Raw genomic sequence first — 15,969 nt, 5'->3', positions numbered from 1 at the left:
AGATGCCGAAGCACCTTTACGTTAGTGGCCGCTGGCCTACTGCTGATCGCTCGAGTACATACCGGCGCTGACTATCGCTCCCCCTGCCTCGATCAGACCGTAGGCCAGGGGGACAGGATGCCCCATAGCGACGGTATTGATCGGCGCCCCGAAGGCGTAGTTAGGCGTGTTGTCCGTGCTGGAGGATTTACCCGCGCCGAAGGATGGCTGGGGCGTGAGCATCTGGACAACGCCACCCAGCATCATTGACACCCCGACCCCGGTCAAAATTGACGTGGCGCTGATGGCTGTTGCACTCATCGCCGCCCCCCAGGCTGCCATACTCGCACCGGCGGTAAAGAATGCAGCGACCAGCGCAACGGCGCCGACAACTATCTGCAGGACGCCTGAATTTTTGGCCCCCTCATAAACGGGCACGATCCGGTACATGCTTCCACCGCGGGTCATATCAAACTCTTCCAGCCCGATATTGTTGTCACCGTTAAAAAAGGCGAAGCGGATCCCCTTCATATGAGCTTCCGACATATATTTTTTGAATCCGGGAACCTGTGAACACATGGCCCTGAGCATTTCGCGCAGGTCGGCAACATCAAACTGAACGCGTTTACCGAATTTTTTAGCCATTTTCCCTTCGAGAATAAGCGTCTTAACCATGCATTCGGTCCTTATGCCTGACCACCCGGACCGTTCTGTCGCGATAATATTTTCCATAAGGCGTTCGCGAAGAAAGATGCCCGAACAGATGATGGAGAATGATGTTGTCACCCACATATACCGCGGCGTGATTAGTCACCGATGCCTGCACACTCATCATGATGATGTCACCGGGCTGCATTGCACCGGCGGCAATCTCAACGAATCCCTCGCGCTCCCAGTTGTCGTCGTAGAGCCGCTCCTTGCCACTCTCCCACCATTCGTAAGGTACCGAATAGTCCCCGAGAACAATGCCGTATTCGCGCAGATAATATTCACGGATTAGCGACCAGCAGTCCGCATAACCCAGCATCCACTGCCGCCCGGCATAATCCCGGTCTTCACGCGGGGAAATCGTACAAAAATCCCCGTCCGGCCAGGACATGATCCCCCACTCAATACCCGACCAGTCGCACTGGATCCGGTCCAGCTCTGAGGGCACCAGCCGAACCACATCCGGATGGGAATGAATGAGCATGATGATCTCACCGCGCGCGCGGGCAGCGAGCTGGTCTTCCGGGGAGAGCGTGAATGTCTCCTCGGGTTTATCGGCAACGTTGCGACAGGGAATATAGATTTGCTGCTGGCCTGACTGAACAATCAGGCCGCAGGCTTCTTTGGGGTATTCAGCAGCGACGTGCTGACGGATAGCATCCAGCAATTTTTCACGCATTTTTATTTCCCCTGCAGGTTTGCAGCCGGAAAACCGCCGAACGGCAGCGGCGCGTCCGGGCCGTGACGATCCTGACAATCCTGCCGGCGGCCGCCACAAACATCTTTCGACGGGTCATCGGTCGGCGTACCGTCTTTGGTAAAGTATTTCGTGCCGTTGTAATCGCATCCGGTCCCGCTTCGGTACCAGCCCCGCATACACCAGGTGCAGACAGGCGTAATCTGCCGTGTCGGCAGCTGCAGGCTCTGAATATCGAAAGGAGAACACAACTCGAAATCAACCTGTACCCGCGTCTCTGCGGTTTTAGCATTGACGTAAAAGAGCTGTACGCGCTCATCAGCAGGGCTGGCACCCGGATTACCGTTTTTCCAGTTGGCGGCATCGAGATACTTCGAAAGCGTGGTATGGATTTTGACCTTAGCCCTGACCAAATCGTCATATTCAAGACACAGCGCGGTGACATAGTTTCCGACGTTCCCGACGGACAGCGTGGGCGTTGGCTGGGAACCTGTACTTGATAACTCCATCCCCTTCAGTTCGTAGGGATGGGGATCGTACTGGTTTCCCTGCCAGATAATGGCGGGCAGATTTTCTGCGGCGAAGGCTGCCCACCCCTCTTCCTGAATATTGTGCGCATGAAAACGCAGCACCTGATCCATACCGAATTCAGTGCCGTCGATCTCAATCAGCTGAATAACGCTGCCGGGCTCAAGCTGTTGGATGTCTGCCGTAAAACTCATACTCCCCCCATAAAAAAAGCCGCCCGGAGGCAGCCTTCAGTGTTTGTCGAGAAAATCAGGGCGCGAACGCCTGTTCAAAAGTGAAGGCCACAGTGGCTTTTTTCCCGGTAGGGAAAGAAACGCTGAACGAATCGGCCTTCATTCTGAACAGCTTTTTTTCACCCCATGGCGTGGTCCACCAGAACGATTTAGTAACGTGAGACATCAGAAAAGCGCGCAGCGCAGCCGCCTCCTGTCTGGTGCCCGTCCAGTCCAGGTTCCACGTTTCCTGTTTGTCGTTGATCCCCATCCCTGCTATCTGTTTGTAGCCATCCCCGAACTGGGCCTGCAGCGTTCGGGCAGTTTCAGTGCCCTGCGCTGTTTTTCGCGTGCGCCAGGTAAACGTGTCCGTCACTGTGTCCTCCTCGAATAAAGCACGCCGCCCGCGGACATTTCTTTTTTCAGTCGTTCGGTGATTGTCTGCTGAACAATCGCCTGAAGCTGTTTCGCCGTCCCCGTGGCGTTCGCCTGATTTATGCTCCCGTCACTCCCCTGCTGGCTGATGCTGACTGGGGCATAAACACTGATCCCGCCCATGCCAGCACCGGCTGCGCTCCCGCCGCCGACCAGACCACCCGAGGCATACCCGCGCATCAGGCGATAGAGATTAGCCACGCCGATGCGGCTGGTTGATTCTTTGGTGAAGACGAATTCCCCGCGGTGAACGATACCGGCTGGCTCGTACTTGCCGCCGTGCCCGGTAAAACCGCCCACGTCAAAACCCTGTGGCCGGTATGACGGGACCGCGAATGACTGACCTGCAGAGGTGGTTTTCGCCCCGCCGCTAACCCAGCCCATTGCGCTCTGGATGGTGTAAGCCACCAGCAGCTGGTTGATAACAGACACTATCATTTTAAGGATCGAGCTGGTGAAGTCCCTGAAGCTCGCCTTCCCGGTTGTCGTCAGGCTGGTAAGCTGGCCCGCCAGCCCGCTGAACGTAGCCTGCGAAATCTGCTGAACAGAGCTGAAAACGTTTGTCGCTGAATCCTGATATTCGGCCCAGCCCTGTTTCGCACCGGCCAGCCAGTTTGCGCGCAGGGCATCTTCAGCCTCAAACGTCGCCCTTTGCTCTTCCAGAACCTTTTGCTGCGCCTGAGGGTTGTACGAATAGCTTTCGCTGAGACGCTGCAGCGTAGTTTGTCGCCCGGCTTCCCGGGTGGATACCCCCTCAGACTGAGCCTGCAGGCCCGCCCTGGCGGCTTTTTGCTGCTGCTCAAACTTCACGGCCTGATCGGCCAGCTGGTTGAGCTTTTGCTGGCTGGCAACCTTATCGCCCAGATCGGCCAGCTGCCGCTTGTACTCGAGCGTTTCTTCCTTGTGCGCCAGCAGGGATTTTTCCTGCGCCGTAAGCTGACGACGCCCCGCGGCCTCCTGCAGAACGGTGAACTGATTTTCAGTTTGCCAGAGATCCTGACGCTGTTTGCTTATGACGTCGTTCACGCTGGTATGCTGCTCAAGCGTTTTAAGCTGGGCCTGAAGGGTGAGAAGTTCGGCCTGCGCCTTTTCCTCGGCTTTATCCCCGGCGGACGTTGAGTAGCTTTTGCCTTTCGGCGTTTTTGGATCCTTCCACTGCTTTTCAATCCCGGCGCGGGCCGCGGCAATGTCCTTTTCAGTCCACAGCGTGGCGACACCGTCTTTCGCATCCTGGCGGTTTTTCTCAATAAGCTGACTGAGCTTTTTCTCTGCTGAAGCCCGCTTTTCTGCCGCCGTCGCGCCGGACTCCACCAGCTGGTTAAACTGCTGCTGGCTGCGGATTGCCTGAGCCTGCTGGTCCGTTCGCATTTTTTCCCGCGCGGCTGCCAGCCCTTCCCGGGCATATTGCTGATCGGCAAGATCGTAAGCCTGCTTTTTCAGCTCCACCTGCTGGCGCGCGTTTCTCAGCCTTTCCGCATCCGCTTTCTGCAGAACGTTGTTACCGGCATAGTCCGGGTCGACCTTAAGATTGCTGGACAGCGCGCGGTACTCTTTCTCTGCTGCCTGCCATTCAGCAAAAGAGTCCTGGCGCTTCATCGCGGAGTCAGGATTACGCCCTATGCCAAGCATCGCATCCCATGCGCCCGAGGCGGCATTCTTCACCCAGTTCCAGGCTTTTTCGAGGGAGCCAAGATTATCCTCGACCGCCCCGGCGCGCTGAATGACCGCGTCGGAATATGCCCGCATGGCCAGCTCGGCAGCTTTCTGCGAATCCCCCAGCGCCTGAGCAGAAGCTATCTGTTCATACTGGGTGGCCGTCAGAAAGTGAAGGGAATCGTTGAGCGTCGCGACCGCGTTAACCGGATCATCCTTCAGGCGCTTAAACTGATTAATGGTTTCGTCAACGGCCTGCCCGGTAGTCTGCTGCAGCCTGGCGGCAACATTGCTGACCATGCTGACGTCATTACCGCTGAATGCGCCGCTGCCAACGACCTGCGCCAGCACACCAGCAGCGGCATGCTGCGTAATGCCATTACCGGCCAGAGAGCGCGCCAGCGCCTGAAGCTGCCCTGACGTTTTCCCCGCGTAGTTCCCGGTAAGAATCAGCTGCCTGTTAAATTCCTCAGACTCTTTGCTGCCGTCATACCAGGCCTTACCCAGCCCGAATACCGCCGCGGCAATCCCACCAACCATGCCGGCGATCCCAAGACCACGCAGCGACAGCAGCTGGTCTATCCACCCTGCCCGGTTCGCCAGTGTGATCCCGGAGCCGCGCAGCGCACCGAAGTTACCGCGCATGACCTCGCCGATAAGTACCCCCAGCTCCTGCCGGGCAGCAGCACTTTGCAGCCCCAGGCCGTGCGTGGCGACTTTGGCAGCTTCAAGCTTGCGGATATAGACCTCAGCCGCATCGCTGGCACCGACCTGCGCCGCCTTCATGCGCAGCAACTCGGTACCGGAGAGTTTTTGCTCTGCAACCTGTTGCTTCAGCTGGCTGAGGAATCGCGTGCGCGCGGCGGCTGATTTTTCCTCCACGATCTGCAGTTCTTTTTGCCGGGCCGTGGTGCGGGAAATAAGGGCGAGATAATCCTGCTGGGTTATGTTGCCCTGTGCCCTGGCTGCGCGAAAGCGCGCCTGTACGTTCGCAAGCGACTGTGTTTCACCATTGAGCTGGCGAACGCCGTCAATCTGGCGGAAAAATGATGCCGCCAGTTCATCCTGTCGACGGGCAAGCGCTGCGGCCTGCCCGTCATTCTCACGCATGCGCTGATTTAGCTCGGTAACGCGGCGGTGAGTTTCATCAACGGACCTGGAAACGCTCTGCCAGTCTTTGGTCAGCCCTTCCGTTGCGGCCGACTGACGGGCTTTCATGTCTGCCGCCGCCGCGCCAGCGTCGCCCACACTCTTTAGTGCAGCGCTCTGACGGTCCGCAGCACGCTGCATTCGCGCCTGAACTTTATCAGACTCATCCGCCATTCCTGTCAGTTGCCCTTTGATTCGGGCGACCTGCTCGCTGAAGGTTGCGCGGTCAACATCCAGCTTAATAACCAGATCGCTAATCTGCTGGGCCATATCGGATACCTCCTGTTATCCCCTCAGCGGCGGTCATCAGCGCATCATCATCCGGCTCATCATCGCTGATGGCGACTCCGGAAGGAGAAAGCAGGCTGAAATGTGCGGGGGTAAGTTCCGGGTCACGGAAGAAAAGAGTGGAGATGGAATAAAGCAGCTCTGAGAAATGTGCATCGAGCTGCGCGTCCTGAAAATAATGCTCCCGATAGAACTGGTGCCAGTCGCCCAGCTCACTGGAAGTCATTCCAGCCAGCATGGCGCGCCAGTCGGGTCGCCCGAACTCGCGCGCCAGATTCAGGACAAACTTCAGCTCGCTGGCAAGGGCTTTTCCGCCGTAACGGGTTCTGCGCTTTCGGCCTCCGCTGAGGCATCCGGATCGGCAGGATTGTCATCCTCAACCGGAACGAGCATGCCGGAGAGCAGCTTTATTTCCATTTCGGCTTTACCGATCGCCTCCGGCGGCCAGCCGCTAAGCACCTGCTGATAAAGTGTTTCCACATCCGTGCCAGCCGGATCGTTATGCCACAAAGACATCGCGATCAAACGCGCACCGCAGCGAATATTTGAGCCAATCAGCCTGGCCGTCATTTCCTGATCGCTGATGCCGTCGCTGTCAGCGCTGACGGCCTTTTCCTCTGCGGCCATAAACGTGATGTACTCAATACGCTGCAGTGCCGACAGCTCGAAGATGGTCAGGGATTCTGTTTGCCAGGTGAACTTCTCTTTTTTCAGAAACATGCGTCCTTCCTTACGCTGCAGTTACGGTGACTTTGCAGACCGCTACGAAATTACCGTCGCTGGTCATAACAATAACGTCAGCGGTGCCTGCCGCCACGCCGGTGACGGTGATCGCGTTGCCGCTAACGGTGACCGTTGCTTTTGCCCCGTCGGAGGTTGCCACGCGGAACGAGGTATCTGAGGCACTGGCAGGGTTAACCGTCACATTGAGCGTTGTGGTTGCGCCCACGACCACGCTTGTCGTGGCTTTATCGAGCGTAACGCCGGTCACGGGGATATTCGGGGTCCCGCTTTCTTCTGCCAGCTCCGGCTTGCCGGTATTGGTGATTTTCGCTGTACGGGTAATGACCTCTTTTGCCGGAATGGCTTTACCCAGGCTGCTGCACCAGCCGCGGAAAACGTCGACGGTACCGTTCGGGTATTTGATTTTGTAATAGCGTACTGATCCATCAATAAACCATGCGACCAGGTCTTTTTGCCCTTCTTCGCCCGGTTTCCAGGCGAGGGTGAACGAGGTATCGCCAGCAGATTTTGCCCCCTGGGCGGTGGCATTCCAGTCGGCATCCTCGTCGTCGAGGTAAGTGTCGTCATACGATTCGGCAGTCATTTCGCCCGGCGTAAGTTCTTTGATTTTCGCCAAGCGATTCCAGTCGATATCAGAGAGTGGGTTAGCGAAAGCATTGCCCGTTCCGGTGTAAAGCCAGAGCGTCGTACCGGCGCCTTTTACAGGAGCAAGTGGATTTGGTGTTGGCATGTTTTCCTCACATTTCGTAAGTGATTGAATATTTCATATCGGCAGAGGTCCACAGCCCCATCGCATCATCGCGCTGGTAATCGAAGCCCTGTGGAACCATGAGCGTTAACAGTGAATCGAGGCCGGGAACATCAGCGAGGGCCGGATAGATATGGCTTTCCATCCATTCATCCAGTTCGGAATCTGGTACCTGCGAGGACAGGAAGACCTCGATATGTAGCGTTGCCGCCCACATATCGGCATCAAGTTCTTCGCCGGTATACTCCGCATCGGTCAGATAGACCGCGACGGCAGGAAAATCCGCCTCCTCAATGACTGCCGGGCGCCCGTCAAAAAACATGACGTCGATCCCGATGGCCGCTTCAAGCACATCAATAATTTTCTGGCGAATGAGAGTGTGTTTCATCGTGTCAGATGCAACCTCAGTTGTTGCCTGAGGGCATAGCCAAGTTGTTTTGGCATTTCCTCTTCAAGCATGCGTTTCTTCTCTGCTTCGAAAGCAGTAGTGAGGGGCGCGGACAATGGGATTTTGACCACGTCGATGGGATAACGACTTTTTCCTGCAATGCGCTTCATGACGTGCCAGCGGCCGTTCGCCAGGCGCTGGATAAAGGCGTCGCGAAAAACATAACGGCCAATTCTCAGCACGCTACTTTTTCGAACCAGCGGGCCTTTTCGGTTCGTCGCCCTGACCTGCGCGGCACCGAGTTTGATGGCGGGAAGGTTGCCCCGGTTAACCTTAATTCGGGCCGCTGAGTGCCCTGACGCCGAGGCTTTGTTGATTCTCACCCTTTGTCTGACCAGCTTTACAGGTATCCCCGAAACGCGGTTATCACCGGCTACCGTTTCTTTCGCCACTCTTCGGACGGCAACCGAGACGCCATTAGCAGCAACCCGGTTCACAGCCCATGCGCTGGCATTGGGAACCATATTTCTGTCCAGGCTATCCAGGTTAGCAATCGCCTGCTCAAGACCTTTTATCGACATGAATGCTCCTTAACGACGCCGCGATCCGCCGGGAGGTGATCCACTACCCAGCCATACATGGCAGGAACCGCAATCATCCGGGCCCACGCGATCAACCCAAAATTCACGCCCGTTTACCTTCAGCGTGTCCAGACGTTCCAGCCCGCTTACATCCGATGAGTTCACAAAAAACGTCGGCTTGGTTCCGTCAATTCTGATCCCCGCTTCTGCGAAACCGATGTTCTCTGGATCGTCAAAGACCCCGCGGAGCGTGACGCCGGATAAAGATCCAGAGGTTATCCTTGCCTCTGCGCCCATCACTCCACGTATAGTGGTATCCGCGCGCGTCATCGCTTCATCAAAAAGATTATCGAAATCAGCCATTAGGCCCCCTGTCAGACTTCCCGGGCCAGCCCCTGAGAAATCAGTTCGGTAGCCTCCGCGTCGGTCACGCGAATAACGACACCAGGCTCAACAATAGAGAGGGACTCGTTGCGTGTGGCGTGAAGTGCATCAATGTGCAAGGTTACCAGTGTCTCAACCGCCACCAGCTCGCCGGGCTCATTTGACGCAGGATTCTCGGTAATAGAGCCAGAGGTGTTCTCTGGGCCTGGCTGGCCCGAGGTACTGCCAGCAGTAGTACTGGCCACGGACACCTCATCGCCCTCTTCTCCGTCTTCGTTGAGCTCCTCTTCGAGCTCAGAAATACGTAATGTAAGCTCCTGAATTGTGCCTGTGACGTTGACCTCACGATCAAGCTTTACGCCCAGCTCTTTCAGTCGGGCGATAAGGGTTTCTTTTTCTGTCATGGGAAATACTCCAGAAATGTGGCCCAACAGGGCCACTGGGGAAAGTTATGCCAGCTTGACTGAAACGAACGCGTCCGGATCTGGCAGCAGCATCAGCGGAGCTGACTGAATCATGGTGAACTCGCGAGCCGGGTCGCCCGTTTGCACCCAGTTTTTCGGATAGCGCGTTGAGGCATTAATGCCTTCGCGCTGTGCATCTGCATCCAGAATGCAGCCATAGGTACGCAGACCGCGCGCCTGGGTATTTCCCAGCACCATTGTCAGATCCGGCAGGTAGTTCTTTTTGACGTCATCCTCGATGTACTGACCGGAGTACACAACGATGGCCACGTCGCCATACATCCCCTTATAAGAGACGGCCATTCCCAGGTCTTTCACGGCGGTTTCGAGCTCAGAGCTTGAACCGCGACGCGTATCCAGCTTTTCCTTCACAGCGTCAAAGGAGCGGAACAGCGCCCAGCCCTTTGGATCGAAGACGATAATGTTGACCACGCCGCTGGCGTTAAGCGCGTACGCTTCAATATCATCGGTCGGGTCGTACGTTTTTTTGTCGCGAGAAGACCAGGCAGCTGCACCCGCCTGGGTGATGTTGTTACCGGCACTGCGTCCCATATCAACTTCAACCGGCTCAAACGCTTCCCCGGTCATGGTGTATTTACCACTGAGGACTGCAGCAACGGCCTGCTTTTCTTCTACCTGCGCAATTGCAAGCTCTTCATCTTTCATGTTCTGAAGAATGATGCGTCGGCGGCGATAGGCAGGGTCGGCCAGATTCTGTGGATCTTCATCAGGCAGGCGGCGGAGGGTCATCAGCGGATTCACTTCGTGTTTTGGCTTCACATACCCCGGTGTAAATTCCGACGTGCTGCCACCGCGGGAACGAATCACTTTCCCGGAGACAATCGGCGATACGTACAGCGCCATATTGACCATGCCCGGAATTTGCGACAGGTAGACTTTTTCTGTACTGAAGGGATAAGTTTCGCGAAAGAAGATACGCAGGAAGAGCGGATCGAACTTGAATTTCTTCTCATTGACCGCCAGAAGCTGGGCTGTTGTGTAAACTGACATAGATTTTTCCCGTAAAAAAAGCCGCATAAGCGGCTTTTATGAAAGTTGAGGGTGATTAAACGATGCTGATCGCAGTACCGGAGAACGCGTTACGCTTGATATTTTCGTCGGTAACGGCAGATGGCCAGAGCACATCTTCGATGCGGAAAGAACCGGATTTATAGAATGCCAGTTCAGCACTGCTCTGGCCAGCGGTAACCGCCAGAATGCCGGTTGCTGCACCTGCATGCTCGCCGTCCCAGACGGTTAGCTTGCCGGACGTAGCATCGAGCATGAGCGGGGTCATTGCCGGGGTGGATGCTGTCAGTTCGCCCGGTGCATACGCGGTGTGTGCCGGATCGCTGTTACCGAGCGGCTGGTGATGAGTAAATACTTCGGTGATTGCCATGTTAGCCTCTTAAACGGGGGTGTTTAACAAATCGTCGCCGGCTTCAGCAGAGGCATTCCCTGCTGAAAGAGCGCCTGGTGCGGTTTCCATCAGGCGATCCAGCGCCGTATCGGTACGCGCCTGGGCGCTTTGTGGCGCCGCGGCCAGAATGCGCTGTGCACTCTCGACCGTCATGCCCGGCGTTTCTGCCAGCGCACGGGCCTGTGATTCACGACCTTTTGCCTCTTCGCAGTTCAGAATCCCCATGATGCGACTATTCTCGGCGGCTACGGCTGCCGATACCTGAGCGCTAAGGTCTGCCGGGGCCGTTAAGGCAGCAGTTGTTGTGTCAACGGTGGTGACCTGCTCAGCCGGTGCAGTCGTCTGTGTTGCTGCCTGGTCAGCTGGCTGATTGGTCGCTGCAGATGCAGAAGGTGATGGCATAGTTCCTCCAGTGGTTGTTTTTTTGCGTCTGTCGAGTGCTTCACGCATCACGCTGAGCGCGTCGGTATTGTTAACAAGTTCATCCGCCAGACCGTTATCCACGGACTCCTGACCGGAGAAGACTGCCGCTTCGGTGTCCAGTACGGCCTGCACTGACATTCCGGTATAAGCGGAAACCTTTTCGGCAAACATCTGACGAGTGGCATCGATGCGCGTCTGAAAATCAGCGCGAACGTCCTTTGGTAATTTTTCGTAGGGATTGCCGTCGACTTTATGATCGCCGCTGTAAATCAGCGTGACCTCAACGCCGTTAGTTTTCAGCGCAGCGCCATAATTACTGTGCGCCATCATGACGCCGATGGAGCCGGTTCTGGCCGTTTGCGTGACAAGCCGTCGCGATGCAGAACTGGCAATGAGCTGCCCTGCGCTGCAGTTCATATCATTTGCCAGCGCCCAAACGGGCTTGATATCCCGCATCCGGGCAATAATGTCGGCACAATCAAAAGCCCCGGACACCATCCCGCCCGGCGTGTCCATATCCAGCAGAATACCGTCTACGCCGGGATCACTCATTGCCTGCTGCAGTCGGGCAATGACCCCGTTATAGCCCGTCATACCGGAATAAGGCTGCAGTGACCGGGTTTTACTGACCAGCGTCCCGGAAACGGGCAGCACCGCGATCCCGTTTGTTACCTGATAGCTCCGCGCTGGCCGGGGCCCCATTTCCTCGTCATCGCCAAACAGCGCCAGCGGCTCTGCAATTTGTTCAGCGCCGAGCGAGACGCCAGAAGCGGAATCAGTCAGTCGGGTGATACCCAGCTGGCCTGCCAGCGCGCAAAAGAAAACCCGCGCGTAGGCGGGTTCAAGCATCAGCGGCTCATTGAAGGCCATGCTGGCAATATGCGGGAGATTACGCAGCTCTGGCGTCATCTTTTACCTCCTCGTTTGATTTTTTCAGCCCGGATTCAAATGCAGCTGCCGCCCATGCCGGAGGTTTAAGTCCCGCGCTCCGGCGCTCCATAGTTTCACGTACCTGCTGAGAAAATATCTCCTGATAGTCATCTCCGCGTTTGGCACACTCCTTCTCATATGTGCTGAGACCAGCCTCAATCAGCATCACGGCCTCCTGCACCTCCTTCAGCCCATCAATAGCCATGCGCCCCGAGCCAATCCAGTTGGCGTTACCCCAGGCAGTTCTCGCCTCCTGGAAGCTAAACCTGGCTTTGGACGGGAGCGTGACAACCCGGCGCGCAATCGCCTCTTCGAGCCAGCAGACGAACATCTGGCAGGCTTGCCGGGCCGCGACAAACTTGCGACGCCCCATAAAGTACGCCCAGGATTCATTGGCGCTGGCGCGCGCCGTCGAATAGCTCATCTGAGAGTAGTTACGGGAAAGCTGCTCATACGAAACACCAAGACCGGCCGAAATATAGCGCAGGAGTGATTGTTCAAAGGTGGAATAACCGTTATCGGTATCCTGTGCTGACTGAAGGTTCAGGGAATCGCCCGGCATAAGATGAGGAACTTTCGCACCACCGAGGCGAACCGGCGCTGCAGCGTAGTATGCTGCCATTTCGCCAAGCCAGCCCGTCAGCTTATTTTGCTGCTTACTATCCGCGCCGAGGATAAAGTCCATCGCCGTATCGGTATCAAGCTCGCTCTCGATTGTCGCCGCATACATAGCTTTTACAATTGCGCTCTGGAGCTGAGTATTTTGCAGGGTGTCGAGCATTTTCATCTGCTCCATCACGCTGTAAAACACGTTTGCGCCACGGGTCTGTCCATCCTCAAGCGGTTCAAAAATATGGATGAATGATGGCCTTCCGCCCGGCAGTTCCCGTGGTATATAGGTCCATTTTTGCGACATCCAGCCAGGATAGCTGTCTTCACTGACGTAGTACCCCAGCGCTGCGCCGCTATCACTGATTTTGACACCCGCGCGACAGTTACGCGTGTCACCTGTATTACCGGGATTACTCACGCGTTTTGGACTAACCATTTTAAATTGCGTGCGAAAAAGTCGCGATGAATCACTGTCCCAGGTGGGCTGGACGCACAGTTCACCGTTAAATGCGTGCGTCGCAACGCCTTCACGGATCATCATCGTAAAGGTACGCTTGCGCTCGGCATCAATCCCGCAAAAGTCATCCTCCGCATATTCATACCAGGCGGCCTCCACCTCCCTGGCAAATGCTCGGCTTTCCTCTTCTTTAATCCCGAGATAACGCCAGCTCGGGCAGTAACTCAGTCTGAAAAAAGACCCGACGATGTGATCCTGGTGAAGCTGAACGGCGTTTGCCGCATAACCATTATTACGGACCAGATCATCAGCACGGGCATTCCCCCGGGCGAAGTTCGGCAGAAGTGCGGCGTCGGCACTTTCACTCTGGGGATTCCAGGCGTTTAGCTGCCCACCGAATCCGCCGCCACCGGCGTGATAGCCTGCATATTCCCTCAGGGAGGTTTTCCCGTCGGGGCCAACTAAAGAAGGAATTTTCATGCGTAGAACCTTGCCGGCCCGCGGCGTCGTGAAGTGGTACCGACCTGTGACTCTAGATCGGCGATGTACTTTTTCAGATCGCTGACTGACGTCACCGTAAATTCCACCCTTCGACCGTCTTTCTGTACCGTCGCAACCCGTTTTCCCATCATCAGATCATGTAACGCTGCGCGCGCGGCATCCAGTTCAGCCTGTGTTGCCATTATTCATCTCCCGCTAATGCCCTGGCATAATCCGCCAGAGATTTATTATTTTTACGGCCAGTGTCTTCTTCCCGTAAGCTGGCCAGAAGAGAATCCAGATCCAGCTGCCAGCGGGAGATACTTATCCTCAGAGCTGCAAGTGCATAGACAAAACAGTCAAGCGCCTCATTTCGTCGTTTTTTACTGTCCCAGACGATTTTTTTCTTCCCGTCTACCCACTTCTCAACCTGCTCTTCAGCCGTAAGCTGCTGAGCCTCAGCTAAATCATATATTTCAGGGTTATTAGGGAAGTGAACCGCTCCCGCCAGCGGTTCGTCACCTTCTGCCACCAGCGTGAAACGGTTATAAATCTGCTCTTTCGCGGTGTCTGTTCCTACCTCAGTGAGATAAACGCCGTTCTTGTTACGCTTACGAGGCATATTTGCCACGGGCTTGCCGTAGACAGATGCGCCTTTAACGGGGATGACACGAAACAGACCATGCTTTTTCGAGCGGGTATAAACAATCGTTGGGTCTATGCCGCCGATATCCCAGCAGATGCGGGAAATAAGCATCTCAACGCCGTTAGGCCTCGGATAGGTTTTGTTGATCGCCGCATCCAACCTCAGAAGCGTGGATTCATCATCATGTCGCCCCATAATGATAATTTTGTCGATAAGCCAGCTTTCCTCACCAGGCCCCCAGCCCCAGACACGCATTTCGTAACGGTCAAGCTGGGAGTCAATACCGGCAGTAAGATAGGCCACGCGCTCCGGCACCCTGGCACCGAAGTGCTCAATACGTTCGGCCATCACCTCAGCATCAGGGCGCTCACCAATTTTAGGTTCCCACGTTTCACCAAGCGTTGTGTTGACGAACGTCTTACGTTTTCCCGTGTCCCCTTTGGTCTTGATCCAGTCCTTGACGATTTGCACCCAGGTTGTGAATGGGCTATAGGCCGTCCAGATGTGAAAGGTTACGCTGTCAGGCGGATCAATTTCGGCACCCGATGATGAAAACCAGCAAAGTCCGTCGCGCGTCCAGATCCCGGTTTCATCACAGATGTACCGCGCCTGCGAAAAATCGAGCTCCTGCTGTTTAATTACGCAGGCATTGTGTTCACACAGATATATAACGCTGGCAGGATCGCCCGGCGTCCATTTGAACCCGAATGGCGTCTCTTTATCGCCGAATTTAAGAAACTGCTCCTCCCCACAGTGTGGACAGGGAACATAGAAGCGCAAGAAATGCTCAGACTCCTTGGCGGCACGTTCAATCTGGCATGTCCCTTTAATTTTGGGTGTGGATCCTCGTATAGATTTAGGCCAGACAGACCCTTCAATACGTTTATCCCCCAGGAACGTTGGAGAGCCCTCTTTCTCGATATCATCGTCAAATGCCGCCAGCTCGTCATAACCCGCCACATCAACAGATTTTTCACGGTAGTTTTTTGCAGCCTTACCACCGAGGCACCAGAAACCGCGCCCATTCGAGAAACGTTTCATACTCAACGTGTTGTCCCGGTGCTTTTTACCGTACCAGGGCGCCAGCGCCAGCAGTGAGGGGATGTCCCGGATTGTCGGTTCGACATGGGATTTCATGAAGTTTTCTGCATCACCGTCGGTAGGTAACCAGATTAGCGAGTTTCGCTGTTTATGCTGGATGAAATACGCATACACGCCGAGCAGCATTTTTGAATAGCCTACTCGGGCAGACTTAACGACATTGACCTCGCGGATATAGTCATTACCCATCGCATTCATTATCGCACGCTGAAACGGCAGCGTTTCCCAGCGCCCTTCCTGATAAGCAGACTCTTTTGGAAGGTAATAATTTTCGTCTGCCCACTCAACCGCCGTTTGCGGTTCTGGCCGGTACAACGAACGGAGCCCCGAGCGCGCGGAGTGCTGTAGCCCCTTAACCTGACTGTTCGATATATTCACTCAGCAACCCCGGTATCATTTCATCCAGCGCAGCTGCTTTGTTCATGGCTTTTATGATGTCCTTCTTGAGGAAATCAATATGTCGATTTTCCAGTTCCGGAAAGCGCCGCTGAACCGACAGAGGTATTCCATCAAGGATACTGGCAATTTCTCCGGCTATCCGCGACAGCACGAACGTGCAGAATGCGGTCTCCACCACCTCAGCGGACTCTTTTGCATTTTTTAGTTCCTGAGCATCAGCCTGGGCTCGGGTAAGCCTATGGCGCTCATAATCAATCGTGCCAGGCACAAGGTCTGATTCTGAATCAACTCTCAGCTGTTCAACCTCTTTGCGCAGCTTTTCGTTTTCTATCGCTGCGTCACGGGCGGAATACCATTCGATTACGGCGGCAGAGTCATAAAGCACTTCATTACCTTTTCCACCACCGCGCGCAACTGGCATTCCCTGATCCTGCCAGTTCTGGATCGTGCGGATGCTGACACCAAAAATCTCTGAAAGGCGTTTTTTATTGACCTCCATGACGAACTCCAGGCGAAACACAGGGTAAGGAAACCATGCCGGGT

General features: G+C 55.5%; 19 protein-coding genes. All 19 read right to left on the bottom strand.

The window, feature by feature from the left end; genetic code table 11:
• Positions 1-36 precede the first annotated feature (36 nt).
• The 19 genes from V1603_RS12325 to V1603_RS12235 are packed head-to-tail and all read right to left on the bottom strand — an operon-like array spanning position 37 to position 15,925.
• Complete coding sequence (locus tag V1603_RS12325; RefSeq protein ID WP_395312695.1) at positions 37-654, bottom strand: tail assembly protein; 618 nt, start codon at positions 652-654, stop codon at positions 37-39.
• Positions 647-1,366 carry a C40 family peptidase gene (locus V1603_RS12320; protein ID WP_333488557.1) on the bottom strand — a complete coding sequence of 240 codons (720 nt, stop codon included), beginning with the start codon at positions 1,364-1,366 and terminating at the stop codon, positions 647-649. Before V1603_RS12320 ends, V1603_RS12325 begins: the two co-directional genes overlap by 8 nt.
• Before the next feature lie 2 nt (positions 1,367-1,368).
• Positions 1,369-2,106 carry a phage minor tail protein L gene (locus V1603_RS12315; protein ID WP_047747817.1) on the bottom strand — a complete coding sequence of 246 codons (738 nt, stop codon included), beginning with the start codon at positions 2,104-2,106 and terminating at the stop codon, positions 1,369-1,371.
• 55 nt (positions 2,107-2,161) lie between these two features.
• Positions 2,162-2,500 (bottom strand): phage tail protein, encoded by a 339-nt coding sequence (locus tag V1603_RS12310; protein ID WP_001704112.1) that lies wholly within the window; start codon positions 2,498-2,500, stop codon positions 2,162-2,164.
• On the bottom strand, positions 2,497-5,631 hold the full coding sequence (locus tag V1603_RS12305) for a phage tail tape measure protein (RefSeq protein ID WP_395312694.1): 3,135 nt from the start codon (positions 5,629-5,631) through the stop codon (positions 2,497-2,499). The genes V1603_RS12310 and V1603_RS12305 overlap by 4 nt, the downstream gene beginning before the upstream one ends.
• Entirely contained in the window at positions 5,615-5,887 is a 273-nt protein-coding gene (locus V1603_RS12300; protein WP_032637677.1) for a phage tail assembly protein T, read from the bottom strand. Before V1603_RS12300 ends, V1603_RS12305 begins: the two co-directional genes overlap by 17 nt.
• A gap of 50 nt (positions 5,888-5,937) precedes the next feature.
• Positions 5,938-6,369 (bottom strand): phage tail assembly chaperone G, encoded by a 432-nt coding sequence (gpG, locus tag V1603_RS12295; RefSeq protein ID WP_032677930.1) that lies wholly within the window; start codon positions 6,367-6,369, stop codon positions 5,938-5,940.
• Positions 6,370-6,379: 10 nt separating this feature from the next.
• A complete protein-coding gene (locus V1603_RS12290; RefSeq protein ID WP_248218062.1) occupies positions 6,380-7,123 on the bottom strand; it encodes a phage tail protein in 744 nt (247 codons plus the stop codon).
• A gap of 7 nt (positions 7,124-7,130) precedes the next feature.
• Complete coding sequence (locus V1603_RS12285) at positions 7,131-7,529, bottom strand: phage minor tail U family protein (protein WP_163342220.1); 399 nt, start codon at positions 7,527-7,529, stop codon at positions 7,131-7,133.
• A complete protein-coding gene (locus V1603_RS12280; RefSeq protein ID WP_023292731.1) occupies positions 7,526-8,110 on the bottom strand; it encodes a phage tail protein in 585 nt (194 codons plus the stop codon). Before V1603_RS12280 ends, V1603_RS12285 begins: the two co-directional genes overlap by 4 nt.
• A gap of 9 nt (positions 8,111-8,119) precedes the next feature.
• On the bottom strand, positions 8,120-8,473 hold the full coding sequence (locus V1603_RS12275; RefSeq protein ID WP_395312693.1) for a head-tail joining protein: 354 nt from the start codon (positions 8,471-8,473) through the stop codon (positions 8,120-8,122).
• 11 nt (positions 8,474-8,484) lie between these two features.
• Entirely contained in the window at positions 8,485-8,898 is a 414-nt protein-coding gene (gpFI, locus tag V1603_RS12270) for a DNA-packaging protein FI (RefSeq protein WP_163342222.1), read from the bottom strand.
• Positions 8,899-8,943: 45 nt separating this feature from the next.
• The gene (locus V1603_RS12265; RefSeq protein WP_023292734.1) at positions 8,944-9,969 is read right to left on the bottom strand and encodes a major capsid protein; all 1,026 of its coding nucleotides are present in this window, start codon (positions 9,967-9,969) and stop codon (positions 8,944-8,946) included.
• A 55-nt stretch (positions 9,970-10,024) separates the two neighbouring features.
• The gene (locus tag V1603_RS12260; RefSeq protein ID WP_395312692.1) at positions 10,025-10,357 is read right to left on the bottom strand and encodes a head decoration protein; all 333 of its coding nucleotides are present in this window, start codon (positions 10,355-10,357) and stop codon (positions 10,025-10,027) included.
• A gap of 9 nt (positions 10,358-10,366) precedes the next feature.
• Entirely contained in the window at positions 10,367-11,710 is a 1,344-nt protein-coding gene (locus V1603_RS12255; protein WP_214575543.1) for a S49 family peptidase, read from the bottom strand.
• The gene (locus V1603_RS12250; RefSeq protein ID WP_333488559.1) at positions 11,691-13,280 is read right to left on the bottom strand and encodes a phage portal protein; all 1,590 of its coding nucleotides are present in this window, start codon (positions 13,278-13,280) and stop codon (positions 11,691-11,693) included. The genes V1603_RS12255 and V1603_RS12250 overlap by 20 nt, the downstream gene beginning before the upstream one ends.
• Positions 13,277-13,483, bottom strand: a complete 207-nt coding sequence (locus V1603_RS12245; protein ID WP_223563157.1) for a phage head-tail joining protein — start codon at positions 13,481-13,483, stop codon at positions 13,277-13,279. Before V1603_RS12245 ends, V1603_RS12250 begins: the two co-directional genes overlap by 4 nt.
• On the bottom strand, positions 13,483-15,405 hold the full coding sequence (locus V1603_RS12240) for a phage terminase large subunit family protein (protein ID WP_333488560.1): 1,923 nt from the start codon (positions 15,403-15,405) through the stop codon (positions 13,483-13,485). Before V1603_RS12240 ends, V1603_RS12245 begins: the two co-directional genes overlap by 1 nt.
• Positions 15,380-15,925, bottom strand: coding sequence for a terminase small subunit (locus tag V1603_RS12235; RefSeq protein ID WP_023292740.1), 546 nt, complete (start codon positions 15,923-15,925; stop codon positions 15,380-15,382). The genes V1603_RS12240 and V1603_RS12235 overlap by 26 nt, the downstream gene beginning before the upstream one ends.
• Between the last annotated feature and the right edge of the window lie 44 nt (positions 15,926-15,969).

It is taken from the genome of Enterobacter sp. ECC-219 (assembly GCF_043966805.1).
GTDB lineage: Bacteria > Pseudomonadota > Gammaproteobacteria > Enterobacterales > Enterobacteriaceae > Enterobacter > Enterobacter cloacae_N.
This window is presented reverse-complemented; position numbering and strand designations above follow the sequence as displayed.

Excerpts from the sequence above, each read along its gene's own strand:
- V1603_RS12325 (WP_395312695.1), bottom strand. The coding sequence starts at position 654 with ATGGTTAAGACGCTTATTCTCGAAGGGAAAATGGCTAAAAAATTCGGT.
- V1603_RS12320 (WP_333488557.1), bottom strand. The coding sequence starts at position 1,366 with ATGCGTGAAAAATTGCTGGATGCTATCCGTCAGCACGTCGCTGCTGAA.
- V1603_RS12265 (WP_023292734.1), bottom strand. The coding sequence starts at position 9,969 with ATGTCAGTTTACACAACAGCCCAGCTTCTGGCGGTCAATGAGAAGAAA.
- gpG (WP_032677930.1), bottom strand. The coding sequence starts at position 6,369 with ATGTTTCTGAAAAAAGAGAAGTTCACCTGGCAAACAGAATCCCTGACC.
- V1603_RS12235 (WP_023292740.1), bottom strand. The coding sequence starts at position 15,925 with ATGGAGGTCAATAAAAAACGCCTTTCAGAGATTTTTGGTGTCAGCATC.
- V1603_RS12285 (WP_163342220.1), bottom strand. The coding sequence starts at position 7,529 with ATGAAACACACTCTCATTCGCCAGAAAATTATTGATGTGCTTGAAGCG.
- gpFI (WP_163342222.1), bottom strand. The coding sequence starts at position 8,898 with ATGACAGAAAAAGAAACCCTTATCGCCCGACTGAAAGAGCTGGGCGTA.
- V1603_RS12290 (WP_248218062.1), bottom strand. The coding sequence starts at position 7,123 with ATGCCAACACCAAATCCACTTGCTCCTGTAAAAGGCGCCGGTACGACG.
- V1603_RS12250 (WP_333488559.1), bottom strand. The coding sequence starts at position 13,280 with ATGAAAATTCCTTCTTTAGTTGGCCCCGACGGGAAAACCTCCCTGAGG.
- V1603_RS12315 (WP_047747817.1), bottom strand. The coding sequence starts at position 2,106 with ATGAGTTTTACGGCAGACATCCAACAGCTTGAGCCCGGCAGCGTTATT.
- V1603_RS12300 (WP_032637677.1), bottom strand. The coding sequence starts at position 5,887 with ATGCTGGCTGGAATGACTTCCAGTGAGCTGGGCGACTGGCACCAGTTC.
- V1603_RS12245 (WP_223563157.1), bottom strand. The coding sequence starts at position 13,483 with ATGGCAACACAGGCTGAACTGGATGCCGCGCGCGCAGCGTTACATGAT.
- V1603_RS12260 (WP_395312692.1), bottom strand. The coding sequence starts at position 10,357 with ATGGCAATCACCGAAGTATTTACTCATCACCAGCCGCTCGGTAACAGC.
- V1603_RS12305 (WP_395312694.1), bottom strand. The coding sequence starts at position 5,631 with ATGGCCCAGCAGATTAGCGATCTGGTTATTAAGCTGGATGTTGACCGC.
- V1603_RS12275 (WP_395312693.1), bottom strand. The coding sequence starts at position 8,473 with ATGGCTGATTTCGATAATCTTTTTGATGAAGCGATGACGCGCGCGGAT.
- V1603_RS12280 (WP_023292731.1), bottom strand. The coding sequence starts at position 8,110 with ATGTCGATAAAAGGTCTTGAGCAGGCGATTGCTAACCTGGATAGCCTG.
- V1603_RS12255 (WP_214575543.1), bottom strand. The coding sequence starts at position 11,710 with ATGACGCCAGAGCTGCGTAATCTCCCGCATATTGCCAGCATGGCCTTC.